At 71.8% G+C, this 20,124-nt stretch carries 16 protein-coding genes; 11 read left to right on the top strand and 5 right to left on the bottom strand.

All coding sequences use genetic code 11. The features are described from left to right. The first annotated feature begins 28 nt into the window (after window positions 1-28). The 4 genes from ACGRHY_RS06310 (at window position 29) to ACGRHY_RS06295 (ending at window position 3,100) form a co-directional block, all read left to right on the top strand. A complete protein-coding gene (locus ACGRHY_RS06310) occupies window positions 29-637 on the top strand; it encodes a YdbC family protein (protein ID WP_394634413.1) in 609 nt (202 codons plus the stop codon). A gap of 109 nt (window positions 638-746) precedes the next feature. Then, a complete protein-coding gene (locus tag ACGRHY_RS06305) occupies window positions 747-1,469 on the top strand; it encodes a histidine phosphatase family protein (protein WP_394634412.1) in 723 nt (240 codons plus the stop codon). Window positions 1,470-1,734: 265 nt separating this feature from the next. Beyond that, the gene (gene rnhB, locus ACGRHY_RS06300; RefSeq protein WP_394634411.1) at window positions 1,735-2,412 is read left to right on the top strand and encodes a ribonuclease HII; all 678 of its coding nucleotides are present in this window, start codon (window positions 1,735-1,737) and stop codon (window positions 2,410-2,412) included. A gap of 67 nt (window positions 2,413-2,479) precedes the next feature. After that, window positions 2,480-3,100, top strand: coding sequence for a hypothetical protein (locus ACGRHY_RS06295; protein WP_394634410.1), 621 nt, complete (start codon window positions 2,480-2,482; stop codon window positions 3,098-3,100). Between the two features lie 29 nt (window positions 3,101-3,129). On the opposite strand, the gene ACGRHY_RS06290 is transcribed toward ACGRHY_RS06295, so the two are convergent. After that, window positions 3,130-3,777, bottom strand: coding sequence for a hypothetical protein (locus tag ACGRHY_RS06290; RefSeq protein ID WP_394634409.1), 648 nt, complete (start codon window positions 3,775-3,777; stop codon window positions 3,130-3,132). A 113-nt stretch (window positions 3,778-3,890) separates the two neighbouring features. Then, window positions 3,891-6,056: a RecQ family ATP-dependent DNA helicase gene (locus tag ACGRHY_RS06285; protein ID WP_394634408.1), complete on the bottom strand. Its 2,166-nt coding sequence runs from the start codon at window positions 6,054-6,056 to the stop codon at window positions 3,891-3,893. Window positions 6,057-6,219: 163 nt separating this feature from the next. Here ACGRHY_RS06285 and ACGRHY_RS06280 point away from each other — a divergent pair, with 163 nt between their 5' ends. From ACGRHY_RS06280 to ACGRHY_RS06265, 4 genes are all read left to right on the top strand, one after another. Then, window positions 6,220-7,389, top strand: coding sequence for a DUF4192 domain-containing protein (locus tag ACGRHY_RS06280; protein ID WP_394634407.1), 1,170 nt, complete (start codon window positions 6,220-6,222; stop codon window positions 7,387-7,389). Between the two features lie 55 nt (window positions 7,390-7,444). Continuing rightward, window positions 7,445-8,212, top strand: a complete 768-nt coding sequence (locus ACGRHY_RS06275; protein WP_394634406.1) for an NUDIX hydrolase — start codon at window positions 7,445-7,447, stop codon at window positions 8,210-8,212. 215 nt (window positions 8,213-8,427) lie between these two features. Further along, window positions 8,428-9,486: a FadR/GntR family transcriptional regulator gene (locus ACGRHY_RS06270; RefSeq protein WP_394634405.1), complete on the top strand. Its 1,059-nt coding sequence runs from the start codon at window positions 8,428-8,430 to the stop codon at window positions 9,484-9,486. 375 nt (window positions 9,487-9,861) lie between these two features. After that, the gene (locus ACGRHY_RS06265; protein ID WP_394634404.1) at window positions 9,862-11,427 is read left to right on the top strand and encodes an RNA polymerase sigma factor; all 1,566 of its coding nucleotides are present in this window, start codon (window positions 9,862-9,864) and stop codon (window positions 11,425-11,427) included. A gap of 357 nt (window positions 11,428-11,784) precedes the next feature. On the opposite strand, the gene ACGRHY_RS06260 is transcribed toward ACGRHY_RS06265, so the two are convergent. Continuing rightward, complete coding sequence (locus tag ACGRHY_RS06260) at window positions 11,785-12,015, bottom strand: DUF7455 domain-containing protein (protein WP_093662696.1); 231 nt, start codon at window positions 12,013-12,015, stop codon at window positions 11,785-11,787. A 471-nt stretch (window positions 12,016-12,486) separates the two neighbouring features. Here ACGRHY_RS06260 and ACGRHY_RS06255 point away from each other — a divergent pair, with 471 nt between their 5' ends. Together ACGRHY_RS06255 and ACGRHY_RS06250 are read left to right on the top strand one after the other, a co-directional pair. After that, on the top strand, window positions 12,487-14,589 hold the full coding sequence (locus tag ACGRHY_RS06255; protein WP_394637941.1) for a DNA gyrase/topoisomerase IV subunit B: 2,103 nt from the start codon (window positions 12,487-12,489) through the stop codon (window positions 14,587-14,589). Between the two features lie 207 nt (window positions 14,590-14,796). After that, window positions 14,797-15,264, top strand: a complete 468-nt coding sequence (locus tag ACGRHY_RS06250) for a DUF485 domain-containing protein (RefSeq protein ID WP_394634403.1) — start codon at window positions 14,797-14,799, stop codon at window positions 15,262-15,264. 54 nt (window positions 15,265-15,318) lie between these two features. Here the strand turns inward: ACGRHY_RS06250 and ACGRHY_RS06245 are convergent, their stop codons facing one another. Beyond that, complete coding sequence (locus ACGRHY_RS06245; RefSeq protein ID WP_394634402.1) at window positions 15,319-16,230, bottom strand: ferredoxin family protein; 912 nt, start codon at window positions 16,228-16,230, stop codon at window positions 15,319-15,321. A 191-nt stretch (window positions 16,231-16,421) separates the two neighbouring features. Between ACGRHY_RS06245 and ACGRHY_RS06240 the strand changes: the two genes are divergently transcribed. Next, window positions 16,422-17,477: a CobW family GTP-binding protein gene (locus ACGRHY_RS06240; RefSeq protein WP_394634401.1), complete on the top strand. Its 1,056-nt coding sequence runs from the start codon at window positions 16,422-16,424 to the stop codon at window positions 17,475-17,477. An 82-nt stretch (window positions 17,478-17,559) separates the two neighbouring features. Here ACGRHY_RS06240 and ACGRHY_RS06235 read toward each other — a convergent pair whose 3' ends face one another. Further along, window positions 17,560-20,007, bottom strand: a complete 2,448-nt coding sequence (locus ACGRHY_RS06235; protein ID WP_394634400.1) for a DNA gyrase/topoisomerase IV subunit A — start codon at window positions 20,005-20,007, stop codon at window positions 17,560-17,562. Window positions 20,008-20,124: the final 117 nt, after the last annotated feature.

The following is a 20,124-nucleotide window of genomic DNA, read 5'->3' as shown; positions in this document are numbered from 1 at the left end:
GTCACCGATATGGCCGTACGATGGCGCGGTGCTGGTCAAGTGGATGCGCTGCACGGTGGTCGACCGACGCGGTTTCGAGCGGGGGCAGCGGAAGTGGGCCGGTCTGCTCGGCGAGCCGGGTTTCCGCGCGCAGGGCGGCGGCTGGAGCCGGTCCCGGCCGGGCGTGGCGCACCTCTTCGGCTTCTGGGAGAGCCGGGCCTTCTACGACTCGTTCATGGCGCGCTCCCACGACCGGCTGGCGGCGTCGCAGAACGGCACCCACAAGGACGCCCAGGTCCGGCTCTTCGAGTACCGCTTCGATGTGAAGGTGGGGTTCCGTCCGCAGTTCACGGACGCGGACCTGCTGCGCGTCGCCCACTGCCGGGTGCGCCGCGAGCGGATCGAGCACTACACCCTGATGCAGGAGAAGGTGTGGAACCCGGCGATGGCCGGGTCGCCCGGGATGCTGCGGGGGGTCTTCGCGCAGGCGCAGGCCGAGGACGAGTTCCTGGTGCTGTCGATGTGGGACTCGGCGGCGGAGCACGGCAAGTACCGCACGGAGCGGATCGAGCGGCTGGCCCTCCGTGCCCAGCTGGGGGCGGACGTCGCGGCGGTCGGCGGGGACGTGATCGACCTCGAGCCGGCCTGGACGGTCTGACGCCGGTGCCGGTGCCGGTGCCGCTGAGGGAGCCGTGGCCGAACCGTGGGTTGGGCTGTGGTTGGGCTGTGGTTGGGCTGTGGAGCCTCCGCGCGCCTAGGGTGGGTGCATGGTACGACCCCGGCGCATCGTCCTGGTCCGGCACGGCCAGTCGGAGGGGAACTTCGACGACTCGGTCTACGAGCGGGTGCCCGACCACGCCCTGAGCCTCACCGAACGCGGATTCCGGCAGGCCGAGGCGGCGGGGGAGCGGTTGCGGGCGGTCTTCGGCGACGAGCGGATCTCGGCCTACGTCTCGCCGTACCGCCGCACCCACCAGACCTTCCGCGCACTGCGTCTGGACCCGACGCGGGTGCGGATGCGCGAGGAGCCCCGGCTGCGCGAGCAGGACTGGGGTAACTGGCAGGACCGCGAGGACGTACGGCGGCAGAAGGCGGCGCGCGACGCGTACGGGCACTTCTTCTACCGATTCGCACAGGGCGAGTCGGGCGCGGACGTCTACGACCGGGTCGGGGCCTTCCTGGAGAGCCTGTGGCGCAGTTTCGAGTCCCCCGACCATCCGTCGAACGTGCTGCTGGTGACGCACGGGCTGACCATGCGGCTGTTCTGCATGAGGTGGCTGCACTGGACGGTCGCGGAGTTCGAGTCGCTGTCCAACCCGGGCAACGGGGAGATGCGGGCCCTGGAGCTGGGAACGGACGGGCGCTACCACCTGGACCGGCCGTTCGAGCGCTGGTGCACACCCGAGTCGTACGCCGGGCCCTACGAGGGGGAGTCCGGGGAGACGTACGGGATGTCCGGGGTGCGCGGGCGCCCCGGCCGGTTCCGGTGAGACGCTGACAACGCGGCGGGCGTGCGCCGGACCACCGGGCGTGCGCCGGGTGGGCCGCGGGACGCGGCATCCGCCCGTGGCCGCTGGGGCGCGCCGTGCTCAACGACCGCCCCGCCGATCGGATCGAGCCCCCGTGGTTGGCCGGACCGGGAAGGGCGGAGGCTCGAGTCCCGCTGAATCGTGCCGGACCGCGACGGAGAGGGGGCGGCCTCCCGGCCCCCCGGGGGGCGTCCGCCGGGCGGCGGGGCGTACCCTGGCTGACGCCATGCCGTACGAGCCTCCCACCCACCGCGTCGAACGTTCCCTGCGGGCCACCACGGGAGCGAAGGTCGTCGCAGGAGTCGACGAGGTCGGCCGGGGAGCCTGGGCGGGGCCCGTCACCGTCTGCGCGGCGATCACCGGGCTGCGCAGGCCGCCCGACGGGCTGACGGACTCCAAGCTCATCGGACCCGCCCGCCGCACCGAACTCGCCGGGATACTCACCGGCTGGGTCACCGCCCACGCGCTCGGGCATTCCTCTCCGGAGGAGATCGACGAACTGGGCATGACGGCCGCGCTGAGGCTCGCCGCCGTGCGTGCGCTGGAGGCGCTGCCGGTCCGCCCCGACGCGGTGATCCTCGACGGCAGGCATGACTACCTGGGGGCGCCCTGGCGGGTCCGCACGGTGATCAAGGGGGACCAGTCGTGTGTCCCGGTCGCCGCGGCATCTGTGATCGCCAAGGTGCACCGGGACGCCCGTATGGCCGAACTGGGCGTCGATCACGCCGAGTTCGGCTTCGACCGCAACGTCGGCTATCCCTCGCCCGTCCACCGTGCCGCCCTCGAGGAACTGGGGCCCACGCCCCACCACCGGCTGTCGTGGTCGTACCTGGACGCACTGCCGCGCTGGCGGCACCTGAAACGGGAGCGTGCCGAGCGGACCGAGCAGATCGGCCTCTTCTGAGCCGAAACCGAATCTTTTTCCGAACCCGCCGGCGCGTCCCGCGCCGGCGTTTGATAGACAACATCCCATGCCGCACAGCTCCGAGGAGCCCAAGATCCACCCGAATGTCCCCGGCCCCCGCAACATGACGGGCACCGCCCGGGCCCCACAGGTTCCCCGTCCCCCCGCACCCGTCCCCGGCCCCCGGCCGACGCCGCAGCGTGCCGACCGCAGCCGTCCCGCTCCCGGCAGGCCGGTGCCGACGCGCAACGCCGGGCCCTTGCGCCCCGAGGCGGAGACGGCGGACGCGAAGGCGGCTCAGGGGAAGGTCGCGCCGCAGATCCAGCTCGTCGAGGCCACCGACGCCACTGCGGTCGAGGTCGCGGACGAGACCGTTGACGGGCTGCTCGACGAGGGTCGCTCGCCCGCCGACGTCCTGGTGTTCACCACCGGTGAGCAGCACCCCTGGGCGCAGCACGAGCTCACCTTCGGGGAGGACGCCTACTGGAGCCAACAGGCCGAGGGCGACGATGTCTTCTACGCCCACGCGTCGGCCGCGGAACGCGCCACCGGCCGCCCGGTCGTCGTGCTCGCGGTCAACGGCGGGACGGACGAGCAGGCTGCCCGGGCGCTGCCCGCCGCCCTTGCCAGGACGGGGTCGCGGCTGATCGTCTGCGGCGATCCGGGCCGGCTGCGCACCCTGCTCTGAATCGGCGCTCCGGCCCGCCGCCCGGCGGGTCAGCGGGCCGTCGTACTCCGCCGTGTCCCGGAGAGCCCCGGGTTCTTTTTCCCGGGGCTCCTCTTACCGGGGCCGGCTTTCTCCGGAACCTCGTCTCCCGGGCCCCCGCCTCCCGGCCGTGTGTCCCAGACGGCGGGGCCGCCGACGTACGGCTGTCGTCCGCCGCGGTCCTCGCCGAGCACCCGCCAGCCGGTACGGGTCAGCGTGATGTACGCCCCGCACCGCAGGCCGTGCAGTGTGCAGGCGTCGCGCAGCCCCCACATCCAAGCGCCGTCCTCGTCCCTCCAACCCGGGCCGTCCTCCCGGCAGCACAGCAGGACGGCGGTCCGCGAGGGCCTGCGGCGGCGCAGGTCGTGCGGGACGACCCTGCGCAGCTGGGACAGCAGGACGTTGCGGCACTCCCAGCCGTCCGGAGTGGAGTTGGCCCGGGAGAACGACGCGCTGGCGATGATCCGTTCGTCCGGGCCGAGCACCGCGACGACGGAGGTGGACGGTCCGGGCCGGTGGCGGGTGTGCAGCCCGGCGACCAGTTCACGCGGGCTGCGCGGCAGAGGGATCCCGGCGGCGGCCCACTCGGCGGGTTCGAGAACGCGTCCGGTGTGGGACGGGGGCCCGGCGGGCGGCGGTGAGACGAAGCCGACGGTCATGGTCCTCCCTCCGTGGCACCGCACCAATTCTCACGGGTGAACACGGTTGCGGCAATGGAACACCGGGTCGCCCTGGTCACGCCGGAGTCTTCCGCAACGCGTCGGGCCGCGACTCAACCCCGCACGGCCAGCACCAGCGGCATCACCCCCTGGGCCCCGGCCCGGCGCAGCAGCCGCGCGGCCACCGCCAGGGTCCAGCCGGTCTCCGTGACGTCGTCCACCAGCAGTACCGGGCCGTCGGCCGCCGCGACCGCCTCCGCCAGCGGCTCGGGCACGGTCAGCGCACCGTGCAGGGCACGCAGCCGCTGCGCGCTGTTGCTGCGCGGTATGCGGGTGTCCGACGCGCTGTCGGCGTATTCCACGGTGCCCAGCAGCGGTATCCGGCCGACCGCCGCGATCCGCTCCCCGAGAGACCTGATCAGCCGCGGCCGGGTCCGCGAGTCGATCGTCACCACCCCCGCCGGGCGGGCCGGCGAGCCTTCCTCCCCTGAGGCCCAGCCGCCCGGCCCCCGCGCCCAGTCGGCGAGTACGGAGACCACAGCACCGGCCACGTCATCGGGCACCGGCCCGTCCGGCGAGGTCGGCTCCAGCAACGGGCGCAGCCGGTTGCCCCATCCGATGTCGGACAGTCGGCCCAGCGCCCTGCCGGAAGCCGCCTGTTCACCCGGAGGGACGCGGCCCTTGAGATCCAGCCCGATCGCGGGAAGCCCCGTCGGCCACATCCTGCGGGGCTCCACCTCCACACCGGGGCGTCCCAGTTCCCCCCGGGCGGCCTCCAGCGCCGCCGGATCGACATCGGTGCCGAGCCGCGGGCCCGCGCAGTTGTCGCACCGCCCGCAGGGCGCCGCCTCCGCGTCGTCCAACTGCCGCCGCAGGAACTCCATCCGGCACCCGGAGGTGGCGGCGTACTCCTTCATCGCGCGCTGCTCGGCCTCCCGCTGCCGTGCCACCCAGGCATACCGCTCGGTGTCGTAGGACCAGGGCTCGCCCGTGGAGACCCAGCCGCCGCGCACCCGCCGCACCGCCCCGTCCACGTCGAGCACCTTGAGCATCATCTCCAGCCGCGAGCGGCGCAGTTCCACCAGCGGTTCCAGAGCAGGCAGCGACAGCGGCCGGTCGGCCGAAGCCAGCACGTCCAGGGTGCGGCGCACCTGCTCCTCGGGAGGAAAGGCCAGGGACGCGAAGTACCGCCAGATCGCCTCGTCCTCCGGGCCGGGCAGCAGCAGCACCTCGGCGTGCTCCACCCCGCGCCCGGCCCGGCCCACCTGCTGGTAGTAGGCGATGGGAGAGGAGGGGGAGCCGAGATGGACGACGAAGCCCAGATCCGGCTTGTCGAAGCCCATGCCCAGCGCGGAGGTGGCCACCAGTGCCTTGACCCTGTTGCCCAGCAGGTCCGCCTCGGCCGCCTCCCGGTCGGCGTTCTCCGTCCGCCCCGTGTATGAGGCGACGGTGTGCCCCCGCTGCCGCAGGAACGCCGCCACCTCCTCGGCTGCCGAGACCGTCAGCGTGTAGACGATGCCGGAGCCCGGCAGCTTGTGGAGGTGGCCGTCGAGCCAGGCCAGCCGGTGTGCCGCGTCCGGCAGGCGCAGCACCCCCAGGCTGAGGCTCTCCCGGTCCAGCGGGCCGCGCAGCACCAGCGCGTCCGTCCCCGTTCCGCCGGTGCCCAGTTGCTCGGCCACATCGGCCGTCACCCGGGCGTTGGCCGTCGCGGTGGTGGCCAGCACCGGGACGCCCGGGGGCAGCTCGGCGAGCATCGTCCGTAGCCGCCGGTAGTCGGGCCGGAAGTCGTGGCCCCAGTCGGAGATGCAGTGCGCCTCGTCGACCACCAGCAGTCCGGTCGTGGCGGCCAGCTTCGGCAGGACCTGATCGCGGAAGTCGGGGTTGTTCAGGCGCTCCGGACTGACGAGCAGCACATCGACATCGCCCGCGGCCACCTCGGCGTGGACCGTGTCCCACTCCTCGGTGTTCGCGGAGTTGATCGTCCGGGCGCGGACGCCCGCTCGTTCCGCGGCCTCGACCTGGTTGCGCATCAGTGCCAGGAGAGGGGAGACGATCACCGTCGGTCCCTCGCCGCGCTCGCGCAGCAGCGCGGTCGCCACGAAGTACACCGCCGACTTGCCCCAGCCCGTTCGCTGCACCACCAAGGTCCGCCGGCGCTCCACCACCAGAGCCTCGACGGCCCGCCACTGGTCGGTGCGCAGCCTCGCCGTACCGGTGGTGTCACCGACGAGACGGGCCAGTACGGCGTCGGCCGCGGCACGCAGATTCTCCTCGCTCATGCGTCCATGCAACCCGATGACACCGACACTGCGCGAACCGCCTGTGGACAACCTGGCGTCCATACAGTCGATTCGATCACCGGAACATCGATAAATCTGCCTATCCGGGCTGCCTGTGGACGGAGCCGCACGTCGCCCCGTCCGTCCGCGTCACTGTCGGGGCATGACACAGCACAGCGGATCCACCCCGCAGCCGTCCGCCACCGCCCAGGTCACCCTGCGCGGCCCGGCCGAGCTGATCGATTCCCTTCCCTACCTGCTCGGCTACCACCCCGACGACTCCGTCGTCCTGGTCGGTCTCCACGGCCCGAGCGGCCGCTTCGGCGGCCGGCTCCGCGTGGGCATTCCCGCTGAAGAGGTGGGATGGCCCGAGCTGGCCGAACAGCTCGCCGACTGTCTGCGCGGCAGCGGCGTCCCGCGCGGCGATCGCCCCGACGCGGCGCTCGTCTTCCTGTGCCAGGATCCGGCCGGCGGCGAGAACGGCCGGACCGTCATGGAACGGCTCCGGCCTCTCGCCCAGCGGCTGCGGACCGCCTGCGGGGCGCTGGACATGCCGGTGTACGAGGCGCTGTGCGTCTCCGGTGGCCGCTACTGGTCCTACTGCTGCCCCGACGTCCGGTGCTGCCCCGCCGAGGGCACACCGCTGGGCCTCCCCGGCACCTCGGCCATCGCGGCCGCGGCCGCGTACGCCGGACTGCGGGTGGAAGGCACCCTGAAGGAGATGACGGCCAGGCTCGCGCCACTGGGTCCGCCGACCGCCGGACCACAGGAGCGGGCCCTCGACACCGCGGGCGCGGCCCTGGTGCCCCGGATGCTCGGTGAGGCCGACCGCAAGACGGTGCGTGCCGAGACCCTGGCGCTCGCCGGACGGCTGCTCGACCGTTACCGGAACGCGCCGACGTCGGGTCGGAAGGAGGGGGCGGGGGGCGCCGACGCCCGGGACGACCGCATCCTGAGCCATGAGGAGGCCGCCACCGTGATTCTCGGTCTCCAGGACCGGGTCACCCGGGACTGGGCCGCGGAGTGGATGGAGGACGAGGACGCCGTCCCCGCGCTGCGGCTGTGGCGTGCGCTGGCCAGGCGGTGCGTCGGGGCCTACGCCGAGCACGCCGCGGCCCCGCTCACTCTGGCCGGTTGGGTCGCCTGGTCCGGTGGAGACGAGCCGGGCGCGCGCGTGGCGCTGGGCCGGGCACTGGAACTGGATCCGGGGTACGTCTTCGCGCGGCTGCTCCACGACGCGTGCAACAGCGGGCTCGACCCCGAACCGCTGAGGCGGTGCCTGCGGAGGCAGCGGGCCGCGCGCGGTCTTGGTGCCGCGGCGGTCCAAGGCTGATGGTGGAGCGGCGCAAGCCTCTGTTTATCGTCAGGCAGACGACTATGATCATGTCATGCCCTACGACCCGTCGGCCTTTCCCCCCTTCGCCGTCACCGTCGATCTGGTCGTGCTCACCGTGCGAAGGCACGCCCTGTGCGCACTGGTCGTACGCCGGGGCGAACCTCCGTACCAGGGGCGATGGGCGCTGCCCGGGGGTTTCGTGCGCATCGACGAGGATCTCGGGGCCGCGGCCGCCCGCGAACTCACCGAGGAGACCGGGTTGCACGTTCAGGGGCCGGGCGACCGGCACACCGGGGCCCATCTCGAACAGCTCGCCACCTATGGTGATCCGGGGCGTGATCCGCGGATGCGAGTGGTCAGCGTCGCCCACCTGGTACTGGCCCCCGATCTGCCCGCCCCCACGGCCGGCGGCGACGCCGACAGCGTCCGCTGGGCACCGGTGGATACCCTGCTGCCCCCCGGGGAACCTTCCGGGAGTGGCCCGGACCGAAGTGGCGGGCAGCCCGCTCTGCTGGCCTTCGACCATTCCAGAATCCTCGCGGACGGAGTGGAGCGGGCCCGATCGAAGATCGAGTACTCCTCGCTCGCCACCGCCTTCTGCCCGCCGGAGTTCACCGTGGGAGAACTGCGGCGGGTCTACGAAGCGGTGTGGGGCGTCGCACTCGACCCGAGGAACTTCCACCGCAAGGTAACCGGCACCCCGGGCTTCCTGGTACCCACCGGCGGTACGACGACCCGTCAGGGTGGTCGGCCCGCACAGTTGTTCCGGGCCGGTGGCGCCACGGTGCTGAATCCACCGATGCTGCGCCCGGAGGTCTGACGGGGAGAGAGCGAAACCTTCGCCTTCCTCCGAGGCGGTGCTTGGCCCACTGACCGGCCCGTCGGGGAGCCGGCGCGCCTCTCACCAGCGGATCCGGGGCTCCGGCGGTACCGCTCCGCCGCAGGTTTGCGCCGTCTGTCGCATATTCCCGGTCAGAAGACCGTTTCTTTCCGATAAGGCGTCAATCGCGAGGAGGCTACTGATCACCCTTTCGTGTGCTTTTCACCAAAGCCCTCAAGGCCGTCCGGAGCACCGCCGACAAAGGATGCGTGACTACCCTTGCGCACACCATGATGACCTCGGCTCGCTCCGCCGACTCCGGCCTCACGGGTCCGGGCGAGCCGGACCGTTACGCCTATGCCGAGTCGACCGGCGCGACCCGTGTCACCACCGTTCCCGCGTGGGACGGCGGCGAGGCGGACATGGCCCGGGCCGGACGACGTGCCGCCGGAAACCGGGGGCGTGGACTGCACGGCCAACTCGTACAGCAACTGGGCCAGATGATCGTCTCCGGAGACCTCGGGGCAGACCGACCCCTCGTGCCGGAGGAGATCGGCCAGCGCTTCGAGGTGTCGCGCACCGTCGTCCGTGAGTCGCTCCGGGTCCTTGAGGCCAAGGGCCTGGTCAGTGCCCGCCCCAACGTCGGGACGCGGGTCCGTCCGGTCAGTGACTGGAACCTCCTCGACCCCGACATCATCGAGTGGCGTGCCTTCGGCCCACAACGTGACGACCAGCGTCGCGAGCTGTGTGAGCTGCGCTGGGCCATCGAGCCGCTGGCCGCCCGCCTCGCCGCGGACCACAGCCGCGACGAGGTGCAGCAGCGCCTCGCTGACATGGTCGAGATCATGGGCCACACACTCGCTCAGGGCGACAGCCTGACCTTCTCGCGGGCCGACGCCGAGTTCCACGCCCTGCTCCTGCAGGCCGCCGGCAACCGGATGCTGGAGCACCTCTCCGGCATCGTCGGCGCTGCTCTCCAGGTCTCCGGGGCGCCCGCCGTCGGATGTGAGCGCCCCACCGAGGCGTCGCTGGCGCACCACCGCAGGATCGCCGAAGCCGTCGCCTCCGGGGAGGCGGTCGCCGCGGAGAACGCGGTGCGCCAGTTGCTCGCGGTCTCCACCGAGGCGGCCGTCCCCGCGACGCCCGGCGCACCTGCTCCAGTCGCTCCCGCCGCGAGCGCACCCGCCGTGCAGTCCGAGGCCCAGGCCTCTTCGGCGGCTCCGGCCGGGGGCGGAGCCGCCGACCATGTGGTGCCGGCGCCCCGCGAACACTGACGTCCGGCACCGGCCGCGCCCGCACGGTGTCGCCGGATCCCGCCCGGCGGGATCCGGCGACGTCCTTCCGGCCGGTCCGCCCGTACCCGCGGCATCTGCCGTCCTGGGCCGTGGTCCGGTTATAAGTCGCTGTATGGGTATTTCTGTTCTCCTATGTCGTGTGACCCGGGACACTCTGGTTGGGCGTAACGCTTCGCGTGGCAGCACGATGACTCAAGAGGTGGCAGCTACCGGGGGAATACGGACGCCGCATCCGGCGCTGTAGTTCCTCCGTCGCTCCGCCCGAGCCGCCGGTCATCCCCGCCGGGGCTTGCAGGTCCCGGAGCCCCCAGTGGGCGGGGCCGAAGCCGTTTCCATCGTTCCGAGAGGTTGTTCGTGTCGGCCAGCACATCCCGTACGCTCCCTGCGGAGATCGCCGAGTCCGCGTCTGTGATGGCGCTCATTGAGCGGGGAAAGGCCGAGGGGCAGATCGCCGGCGACGATGTGCGTCGGGCCTTCGAGGCCGACCAGATTCCGCCGACCCAGTGGAAGAACGTCCTGCGCAGTCTCAACCAGATCCTCGATGAGGAGGGTGTGACGCTGATGGTGAGTGCCGCGGAGGCCCCCAAGCGCACCCGGAAGAGCGTCGCAGCGAAGGCCCCGGCCAAGCGCACCGCGACCAAGGCGGTCGCCGCCAAGAAGACCGTTGCCAGGAAGGCCGCTCCGGAGGACCCCGCCGAGGACGCGGAGGGGGCCGCCGAGGAGGCCGCGCCGAAGCCGGCCAGGAAGGTGCCGGCGAAGAAGGCCGCGGCGAAGAAGACCGCGGCCAGGAAGGCGCCCGCCAAGAAGGCCGCGGCGAAGAAGACCGCGGCCAAGAAGACGGACGTCGACGAGCTGCTCGAGGGCGACGAGGAGGTCATCGACGAGCCCCCGGTCAAGGGTGGCAAGGTCGCCGAGGACCCCCCGGTGGAGCCCAAGAACGAGAACGAGGGCTTCGTCCTGTCCGACGAGGACGAGGACGACGCACCCGCCCAGCAGGTCGCCGCCGCGGGCGCCACCGCCGACCCGGTCAAGGACTACCTCAAGCAGATCGGCAAGGTCCCTCTGCTCAACGCCGAGCAGGAGGTCGAGCTGGCCAAGCGCATCGAGGCCGGTCTCTTCGCCGAGGACAAGCTCGCCAACAGCGACAAGATCGCTCCCAAGCTCAAGCGCGAGCTGGAGATCATCGCCGAGGACGGCCGCCGGGCCAAGAACCATCTCCTGGAGGCCAACCTCCGTCTGGTGGTCTCGCTGGCCAAACGCTACACCGGCCGGGGCATGCTCTTCCTGGACCTGATCCAGGAGGGCAATCTGGGCCTGATCCGCGCGGTCGAGAAGTTCGACTACACCAAGGGCTACAAGTTCTCGACCTACGCGACCTGGTGGATCCGTCAGGCCATCACCCGGGCCATGGCCGACCAGGCCCGCACCATCCGCATCCCGGTGCACATGGTCGAGGTGATCAACAAGCTCGCGCGCGTCCAGCGCCAGATGCTCCAGGACCTGGGCCGCGAGCCCACTCCGGAGGAGCTGGCCAAGGAGCTCGACATGACCCCGGAGAAGGTCGTCGAGGTCCAGAAGTACGGTCGCGAGCCGATCTCCCTGCACACCCCGCTGGGCGAGGACGGCGACAGCGAGTTCGGTGACCTCATCGAGGACTCCGAGGCGGTCGTCCCGGCCGACGCGGTCAGCTTCACGCTCCTGCAGGAGCAGCTCCACTCCGTGCTCGACACGCTCAGCGAGCGCGAGGCCGGCGTGGTCTCGATGCGCTTCGGCCTCACCGACGGCCAGCCCAAGACGCTGGACGAGATCGGCAAGGTCTACGGCGTGACCCGCGAGCGAATCCGCCAGATCGAGTCCAAGACGATGTCGAAGCTGCGCCACCCCTCCCGTTCGCAGGTCCTGCGGGACTACCTCGACTGATCCGTCCACCAGGTCCGGCCGCACGTGTCGGAGGGCCGGAACCCCGCCGGCGGGGTTCCGGCCCTCCGACACGTGCGGCGCGCGGGTGTGGCGGTTCCCCGGATGCGGAAATCGCCCGCATGGCCCACCCTGGGGTGAGGCGGGGGCGATCGTACGCTCAGGGAGGACCCAGGTGCCCGTTTCCCGGCGTGCGGGAGTCTCCGCGCCCTTCCGGGCCTGCCGCCCTCCACCGTGCCCACCTGTGCCCGGGTACGGCAAACGGGCGGCCACCCCGCGAGGGGACGACCGCCCGTGGCGTCCGGCCCTGGGCCGGTCCGAGCTCGTCGGATGGGGACGCGTTTGCCGCCGGCCGGCAGGTCAGTGCTCGCCGTCACCCGCCGTCGCGGGGGTGGCGTTGAGCCGTTCGGTCTCGTCCTGTATCTCCGCAGCGATCTTCTTGAGTTCCGGCTCGAACTTGCGGCCGTGGTGGGCGCAGAACAGCAGCTCTCCACCGCTGACGAGCACAACACGCAGGTATGCCTGGGCGCCGCAGCGGTCGCAGCGATCAGCGGCCGTCAGCGGGCTCGCGGGGGTCAGAACAGTAGTCACGTCGCCTCTTCTCTAGCTCGACGAGCTGTCGTACCAGGGTCAACATCCAACCAGGCCGAAAACGTTCCCGCTCGTGGCTTTTCCTCGAAAATCTCTGTGTGAGGTGGCTGACATGTTGCCGGTTGGCGGCGAATGAGCCGATTACAGAGATGTGTTGATCTTTGTCGTCTTCGTGTTGTGTGTTCGGTTGTCTCCTCCGGTGCCGGTCTCGCCGGTGTCGTTCCAGAGGACGTGCCCGGAGCCTAGATGGTTCATGCCCGGAAGGGAACGTGATGTACACGTCACCCGGACGAGTTATCGAACGTTTGGTCGACACTGGTTTAGCATGGGCCTTCTCCTGGGTGGCTTCACCTTGGCTCTCCATGGCCTCGGTACCCTCTGACCCGCAAGACAGCCATCCCCAGCGAAATTCAGCGAGGAGCGAACCGCGTGACCGCCGAGACTCCCCTGGCCTCCGGCAGGGGAAACCCCATGCCGTCCACCGCCCTGCTCACGGGCGCGGACCGTGACGGTTCCAACTACACCGCGCGGCACCTGCTCGTCCTCGAAGGGCTGGAGGCGGTGCGCAAGCGACCCGGCATGTACATCGGCTCCACCGACAGCCGCGGTCTCATGCACTGCCTCTGGGAGATCATCGACAACTCGGTCGACGAGGCCCTCGGAGGGCACTGCGACCACATCGAGGTGATCCTCCGAGAGGACGGCTCCGTCGAGGTACGGGACAACGGCCGCGGCATCCCCGTCGACGTCGAGCCCAAGACGGGACTGTCGGGTGTCGAGGTCGTGATGACCAAGCTGCACGCCGGCGGAAAGTTCGGAGGCGGGTCGTACGCGGCCTCCGGCGGTCTGCACGGCGTCGGCGCGTCCGTCGTCAACGCCCTGTCCGCCCGCCTCGACGTCGAGGTCGACCGCGACGGCCGCACGCACTCCGTCAGCTTCCGGCGCGGTGTCCCGGGCATCTTCACCGAGTCCGGTCCGGACGCCCCCTTCGACCCGACGAGCGGCCTGCGCAAGAGCAAGAAGATCCCCAGGACCCGCACCGGCACCCGGGTGCGGTACTGGGCAGACCGCCAGATCTTCCTCAAGGACGCCCGGCTCTCCCTGGAGAACCTGCACGCACGTGCCCGCCAGACCGCCTTCCTGGTGCCCGGCCTGACGATCGTCGTCCGTGACGACCGCGGGCTCGAAGGCGCACCGCCCGCGGAGGAGGTCTTCCACTACGACGGCGGCATCAGCGAGTTCTGCGAGTACCTCGCCCCGGACCGGCCGCTGTGCGACGTGCTGCGCCTGACGGGGCAGGGCACCTTCAAGGAGACCGTCCCCGTCCTGGACGAGCGCGGCCACATGATCCCCACCGAGGTCACCCGTGAGCTGGGCGTGGACGTAGCGCTGCGCTGGGGGACGGGGTACGACTCCACGGTCAGGTCGTTCGTCAACATCATCGCCACCCCCAAGGGCGGCACCCACGTCGCCGGCTTCGAGCGCGCGGTCACCCGCACGGTGAACGAGGTGCTGCGCTCCGCCAAGCTGCTGCGCGTCGCCGAGGACGACGTCGTCAAGGACGACGCACTGGAGGGCATGACGGCGGTCGTCACCGTGCGGCTGGCCGAGCCGCAGTTCGAGGGCCAGACCAAGGAGGTGCTGGGAACCTCGGCCGCCTCCCGGATCGTCGCCCAGGTGGTCTCCAAGGAGCTCAAGGCGTTCCTGACATCCACCAAGCGCGACGCCAGGCAGCAGGCCCGCTCGGTGCTGGAGAAGGCCGTGGCCGCGGCCCGCACCCGCATCGCCGCCCGCCAGCACAAGGAGGCCCAGCGCCGCAAGACCGCGCTGGAGTCCTCCGCCCTGCCGGCCAAGCTCGCCGACTGCCGCAGCGACGACGTCGAGCGCAGTGAGCTGTTCATCGTCGAGGGCGACTCGGCGCTCGGCACCGCCAAACTCGCCCGGAACTCCGAGTTCCAGGCGCTGCTGCCGATCCGGGGCAAGATCCTCAACGTCCAGAAGTCGTCCGTCTCCGACATGCTGAAGAACGTCGAGTGCGGCGCGATCATCCAGGTCATAGGGGCGGGCTCCGGCCGGACGTTCGACATCGACCAGGCCCGCTACGGCAAGGTCATCTTCCTGGCCGACGCCGATGTCGACGGCGCGCACATCCGCTGCCTGCTGCTGACGCTCTTCCAGCGCTACATGAGGCCGATGGTCGAGCAGGGCCGGGTCTTCTCGGCGGTCCCGCCGCTGCACCGGGTCGAGCTGATCAACCCCCGGCGGGGCCGGGCGAAGTACATCTACACCTACTCCGACAACGAGCTGCGCCAGACCCTGCTGGAGCTGCAGAGCAAGGGGGTCCGCTTCAAGGACTCCATCCAGCGTTACAAGGGCCTGGGCGAGATGGACGCCGACCAGCTCGCGGAGACGACGATGGACCCGCGCCACCGAACCCTGCGGCGCATCAACATCAGCGACCTGGAGGCCGCCGAGAAGACCTTCGACCTGCTGATGGGCAACGAGGTCGCGCCGCGCAAGGAGTTCATCACCACTTCCGCGGCCACGCTGGACCGCTCCCGGATCGACGTCTGACCCACGCCGCTCCACGCCCTTCACCGTGCCTCCGCCTCCGGCCCGTCCGGAGGCGGAGGCACGGTTCTTCCGGGCCCGGGCCCCGGCGCGACCTCCGGTGACCCGGCCCGCCGGAGCAGTGGGGCCGGTTCGGCGAATCCACCCCTGAAAGGGTGAAGGGTCCGGATTGCTCCTTCATCGGGTCCGGGGTCCTGCCCATCCTGGGACATGCGGATCGAAGACCCCTGGTACGACACCCTCGCCTCCGGCTGGGGTGAGGAGCGCGGCGCCACCGCGGCGCGCTTTCCCCGGTGGGCCGCTCCCGGCGCGGCAGCGGCCCCCGCCGCCCGCCTCGCCCGCCCCCACGAAGCCGCCTTCCGCGGAACACGCCGTCACCGCCGCCTCGTCCTGTCCGCCGTCGCAGCCCTCCTCGCCTGCCACCTGGCATACCTGGTCGCGGCCACCGCCGTGCCCGCCGTGACGGTCCGGACACTGGGTGGCGGACCCGTCACGGTGGGCACGGCCGCCGGGTTCGCGCAGTTCGCCGCCGTCTGTCTGGTGTGCCGGGCGTACGCCCGGCACACGCGACCGCACCGTGGCGGGCGCGGGAAGGCCCCCGAGCCGTGCCGGTGCGCCTGTGGACCGGCCTGTGCGGCGGGCCCGGCGACCACGGAGAGGGGATGCCCGACCCGCTGACCGGCACACCACCGGACCGCGCCCGCCCCGGTCTCCGGGGCGGGCGCGGTCCGGTCAGAGCGGGGTCACGCCCACGGCCGTCACGCGGGGCTGCACGGCGGGAACGGCACCGCAGCTCGCGGCCACGGGCGGGACGTCGGTGTCCTCGGTGACCGTGACACGCCAGGAGCGGCCGTCGGTGTGGGCCACCGTGACGCTCCACCGCGGGGCGGCGCCCGCGGTCCCGGTGACCGCCAGGGCGTCGGCGCCCGCCTCGCCCGTCAGCTCGCGGACCGCCAGATCGGCGGCCTGGCCCGGCCGCTCCCAGGCCGACCGGCCCCGGCATCCGCCGGTGGCGATCCGGCCGCGCCGCAGTTCGTCCAGCACGCCCTTGACGGCGTGGCCTCCCAGCCTGCCGTACACGTAGCCGTACGGCAGGACCAGCAGGGTGGGGGCGAAGCGGTGGCCGCCGATGTGGGTGGTCTCCCACACCTCGCATGCCTCGGAGGCCGCCAGCTCGGCGGCCAGCGGGCGGCCCAGGACGGCGCAGCAGCGGTCGCGCCTGCCGTTGGTGCACACCAGGGCCAGGGGATCACCGCCGTACGGCTCCCACAGCCCGTCGTGGTCGCCCGCGCCGAGCGAGGCCATGGCGGCCGCGTCGAGGCCGTACAGCTCGTCCGGGCCGGTGAGCAGGGCGGTACGCACCCAGGACCGGCCGGGGAGGGTGTGGGCGAGGTAGACACGGCGGAGGGCGGGCCCGTGGCTGTCCGGGTGGCGGCCGGGGCGGCGGATCAGCGCGACCCGTACACCGGTGCCGTCGGCGGCCCGTTCCAGCGCGCGGCCGAGCACCGGATCGAGACGGCTGTCGGTGAGGGCTCTGGCCCCCCACGGCCCGGGCTGCTCGACCAGCAGCCATGTCCGGGCGGTCGCGGCGGTGGCGGCCGGCGGTTCGGCCAGCGCCCGGGAGGCGGTCGAACAGGTACTCACACAGGGGAGCCTAACCGCTCCTGCCCGGGGGTTCCTGCCGGCGGAGTCGGCGGAACCGGTGGGCCCGGGTCCGCCCTCGCAGGCCCCGGGCCCACCCTCGAAGGTCCTCGCGTGCGCGGGCGGGAGAGGCCGTCGGTTACCATCGGCAGCCGTTCCGGTACGGCCGCCACCCGCACGATGGAGGCACGAGTTTGGTCAGGAAGCGGATCCCGGTCGTCGTACTCGCCGGCTTCCTGGGGTCGGGGAAGACCACCCTCCTCAACCACTTCCTCGCCCACAGCGGCGGCACCCGCATCGGCGTGGTCGTCAACGACTTCGGCAGCATCGAGATCGACGCCATGTCGGTGGCCGGACAGGTCGACTCGATGATCTCCCTGGGCAACGGCTGCCTGTGCTGCGCCGTCGACACCAGCGACCTGGACACCATGCTGGAGCGCCTCGCGCGCCCCTCGGCCCGTATCGACGTCATCGTGGTGGAGGCCAGCGGCCTGGCGGAGCCGGAGACCCTGATCCGCATGATCCTCTCCAGCGCCGAGGAGAACATCGTCTACGGCGGGCTGGTGGAGGTCGTCGACGCGGTGGAGTTCGACGGCACCCGGGCCAGGCACCCGGAACTCGAACGGCATGTGGCGATGGCCGATCTGGTGGTGCTCAACAAGGCGGACCGGGCCGGGGAGGAGGAGCTGTCCGCCCTGACCGGGGAGCTGCGGGGGATCGGCCGGGGCGTACCCGTCGTCCGGGCCTTCCACGGGCGCGTCGACCCGGAGCTGCTCTTCGACCCGCGCCCCCGCGACGACGGTGCGCAGGGCACACGGCAACTCTCCTTCGAGGATGTGTGGGCGGAGATCCGCGAGGGCGGGCACGGATGCGGCGAAGGGCACGACGAGCACTTCCACGCCGCCTACCAGAGCGTGGAGTTCACCACCGGCGAGCCGATGGACCCGCGCCGGCTCATGGAGTTCCTGGACGGCAGGCCCGGCGGCCTGTACCGGATCAAGGGCTTCGTCCACTTCGGTGTGCCCGGTCACCGGGAGAAGTACGGGCTGCACGCGGTCGGCCGCTTCCTGCGCTTCAACCCCGGGCCGTGGGGGAGCGGCGAGCCGCGCCTGACACAGCTCGTGCTGATCGGTTCCGGTATCGACGCCGACGCGGTGCGCGGGGAACTGGCCTCCTGCGCGGCGACCGGCTCGCCGGAGGAGGCGGGCCCCGACAGCATGTGGGGCGTCCTGCGCTACGTACGGACCTGAGTGTGCCGTTTCGCAAGGCGGCCCGGTGGTACGGCGGCCCGGCACGTACCGCCGGGCCGCCTCACCGGTATGCGGCAGGGCGTCACACCGGCCCGGCGACCACCGAGACCGGCTTGGCCAGCGGAACGCCGGAGCCGTCGCGGCGCGGGTCCGGCTCCGGCAGGTCCACCGGCGAGCCCTTGGCGTCCGCCGCGCGGGCGGGAGTGGCACCGGCCCAGGCGAAGGTCAGGTGGTCCTCGCCCTTGAGGAAGCGCTGGCAGCGCACCCCGCCCGTGGCCCGGCCCTTGCGGGGGTACTGGTCGAACGGCGTCAGCTTGGCCGTGCCCATTTCTTCGGCCAGTGTGCCGTGCGAGCCCGCGACGGTGAAGACCACCGCGTCGACGGCCGGGTCGACGGCGGTGAAGGAGATCACCTTCGCTCCCTGACCCAGCTTGACGCCCGCCACGCCACCGGCCGGGCGCCCCTGGGGCCTGACCTGCCCGGCGGGGAAGCGCAGCAGTTGCGCCTCGTCGGTGACGAAGACCAGGTCCTCCTCGCCGGTGCGCAGCTCCACCGCGCCGACGATCCGGTCGCCCTCCTTGAGGGTGATCACCTCCAACTCGCCCTTGTTGGAGGGATAGTCGGGCACCACCCGTTTGACCACGCCCTGCTCCGTACCCAGCGCCAGCCCCGGCGAGGACTCGTCCAAAGTGGTGAGACACACCAGTTCCTCGCCCTCCTGCAGGGAGAGGAACTCCGTGAACCGGGCTCCGCCCGCCAGGTTCGGCGCGGAGTTCTCCGGAAGCTGCGGCAGGTCGATGACCGAGATCCGCAGCAGGCGCCCGGTGGAGGTCACCGCCCCCACCTCGCCGCGGGCCGTCGCCGGGACGGCGGAGACCACCACGTCGTGCTTGCGGCGCTTGGCGGAGGAGTCGAAGACCGGCTCGCCGCCCGCGGTGCGGGCCAGCAGCCCGGTGGAGGACAGCAGCACCCGGCACGGGTCGTCCGCCACCTGGAGGGGGACGGCCGCCGCCGGAACGTCCGCCGAGGACAGCAGCTCGGTGCGGCGCGGGGTGCCGTACTTCCTGGCGACCGCGGAAAGCTCCGAGGAGACCAGCCTGCGCAGCTCCGCGTCGGACTCCAGGATGCGGGTCAGCTCCTCGATCTCGGCGTTCAGCCGGTCGCGCTCGGCCTCCAGTTCGACGCGGTCGAACTTCGTCAGCCTGCGCAGCGGGGTGTCGAGGATGTACTGCGTCTGCACCTCGGACAGGCCGAACCTGGCGATCAGCGACTCCTTGGCCTGCGCGGCGTTCTCGCTGGAGCGGATGATCCGGATGACCTCGTCGATGTCGATCAGCGCCACCAGCAGGCCCTCGACCAGGTGCAGCCGGTCGCGCCGCTTGCCGCGCCGGAACTCGCTGCGCCGCCGCACCACGGTGAAGCGGTGGTCGACGTAGACCTCCAGCAGCTCCTTCAGGCCCAGGGTCAGCGGCTGGCCGTCGACCAGGGCCACGTTGTTGATGCCGAAGGACTCCTCCATCGGCGTCAGCTTGTAGAGCTGCTCCAGCACGGCCTCGGGGTTGAAGCCGTTCTTGATCTCGATGACCAGTCGCAGCCCGTGCTCGCGGCCGGTGAGGTCCTTGACGTCGGCGATGCCCTGGATCCTCTTGCCGTTGACCAGATCCTTGATCTTGGAGATGACCTTCTCGGGGCCGACGTTGAACGGCAGTTCGGTGACGACCAGGCCCTTGCGCCGCGCGGTCACGTTCTCCACCGAGACCGTGGCGCGGATCTTGAAGGTGCCGCGTCCCCTGGCGTAGGCGTCCTTGATGCCCTCCAGCCCGACGATCCGGCCGCCGGTGGGCAGGTCCGGCCCCGGCACGAAACGCATCAGCGTCTCCAGGTCCGCGCCGGGGTGCCTGATCAGGTGCCGGGCGGCGGCGATCACCTCGCCCAGGTTGTGCGGGGGCATGTTGGTGGCCATACCGACCGCGATACCGGAGGCGCCGTTGACCAGCAGGTTCGGGTAGGCCGAGGGCAGTACGGCCGGCTCGGACTCGCTGCCGTCGTAGTTGGGCGCGAAGTCGACGGTGTCCTCGTCGATCGACTCGACCATCAGCCCGGCCGCCGGTGCGGAGCGGCACTCGGTGTACCGCATGGCGGCGGGCGGGTCGTCGTTGCCCAGCGAGCCGAAGTTGCCGTGCCCGTCCACCAGCGGCAGCCGCATGGAGAAGGGCTGGGCCAGGCGCACCAGCGCGTCGTAGATGGCGCTGTCGCCGTGCGGGTGGAGCTTGCCCATCACCTCGCCGACGACGCGTGCGCACTTGACGTAGCCGCGCTCCGGCCGCAGCCCCATCTCGTGCATCTGGTAGAGGATCCGCCGGTGGACCGGCTTGAGCCCGTCGCGCGCGTCGGGCAGGGCGCGCGAGTAGATGACCGAGTAGGCGTACTCCAGGAAGGAGCCCTGCATCTCGTCGACGACGTCGATGTCGAGGACGCGCTCCTCGAACTCTCCCCCGGGCGGCGGGGTCTTCGTGCTGCGGCGGGCCATCGCGGCTGCGACTCCTTCTTGCGTACTGCGGACTGTGTGGCCCCGTGCTGGGGCGGGGGACGGACGGGCACCATTGTGGACCTCGGCACCGACAGTCCGGTCCCCGCCCCGAACCGT

The sequence above is a fragment of the Streptomyces shinuiensis genome, from assembly GCF_043660855.1.
Classification (GTDB): domain Bacteria; phylum Actinomycetota; class Actinomycetes; order Streptomycetales; family Streptomycetaceae; genus Streptomyces.
Note: the sequence above shows the minus strand (reverse complement) of the source record. Positions and strands in the feature narration are given on the sequence as shown.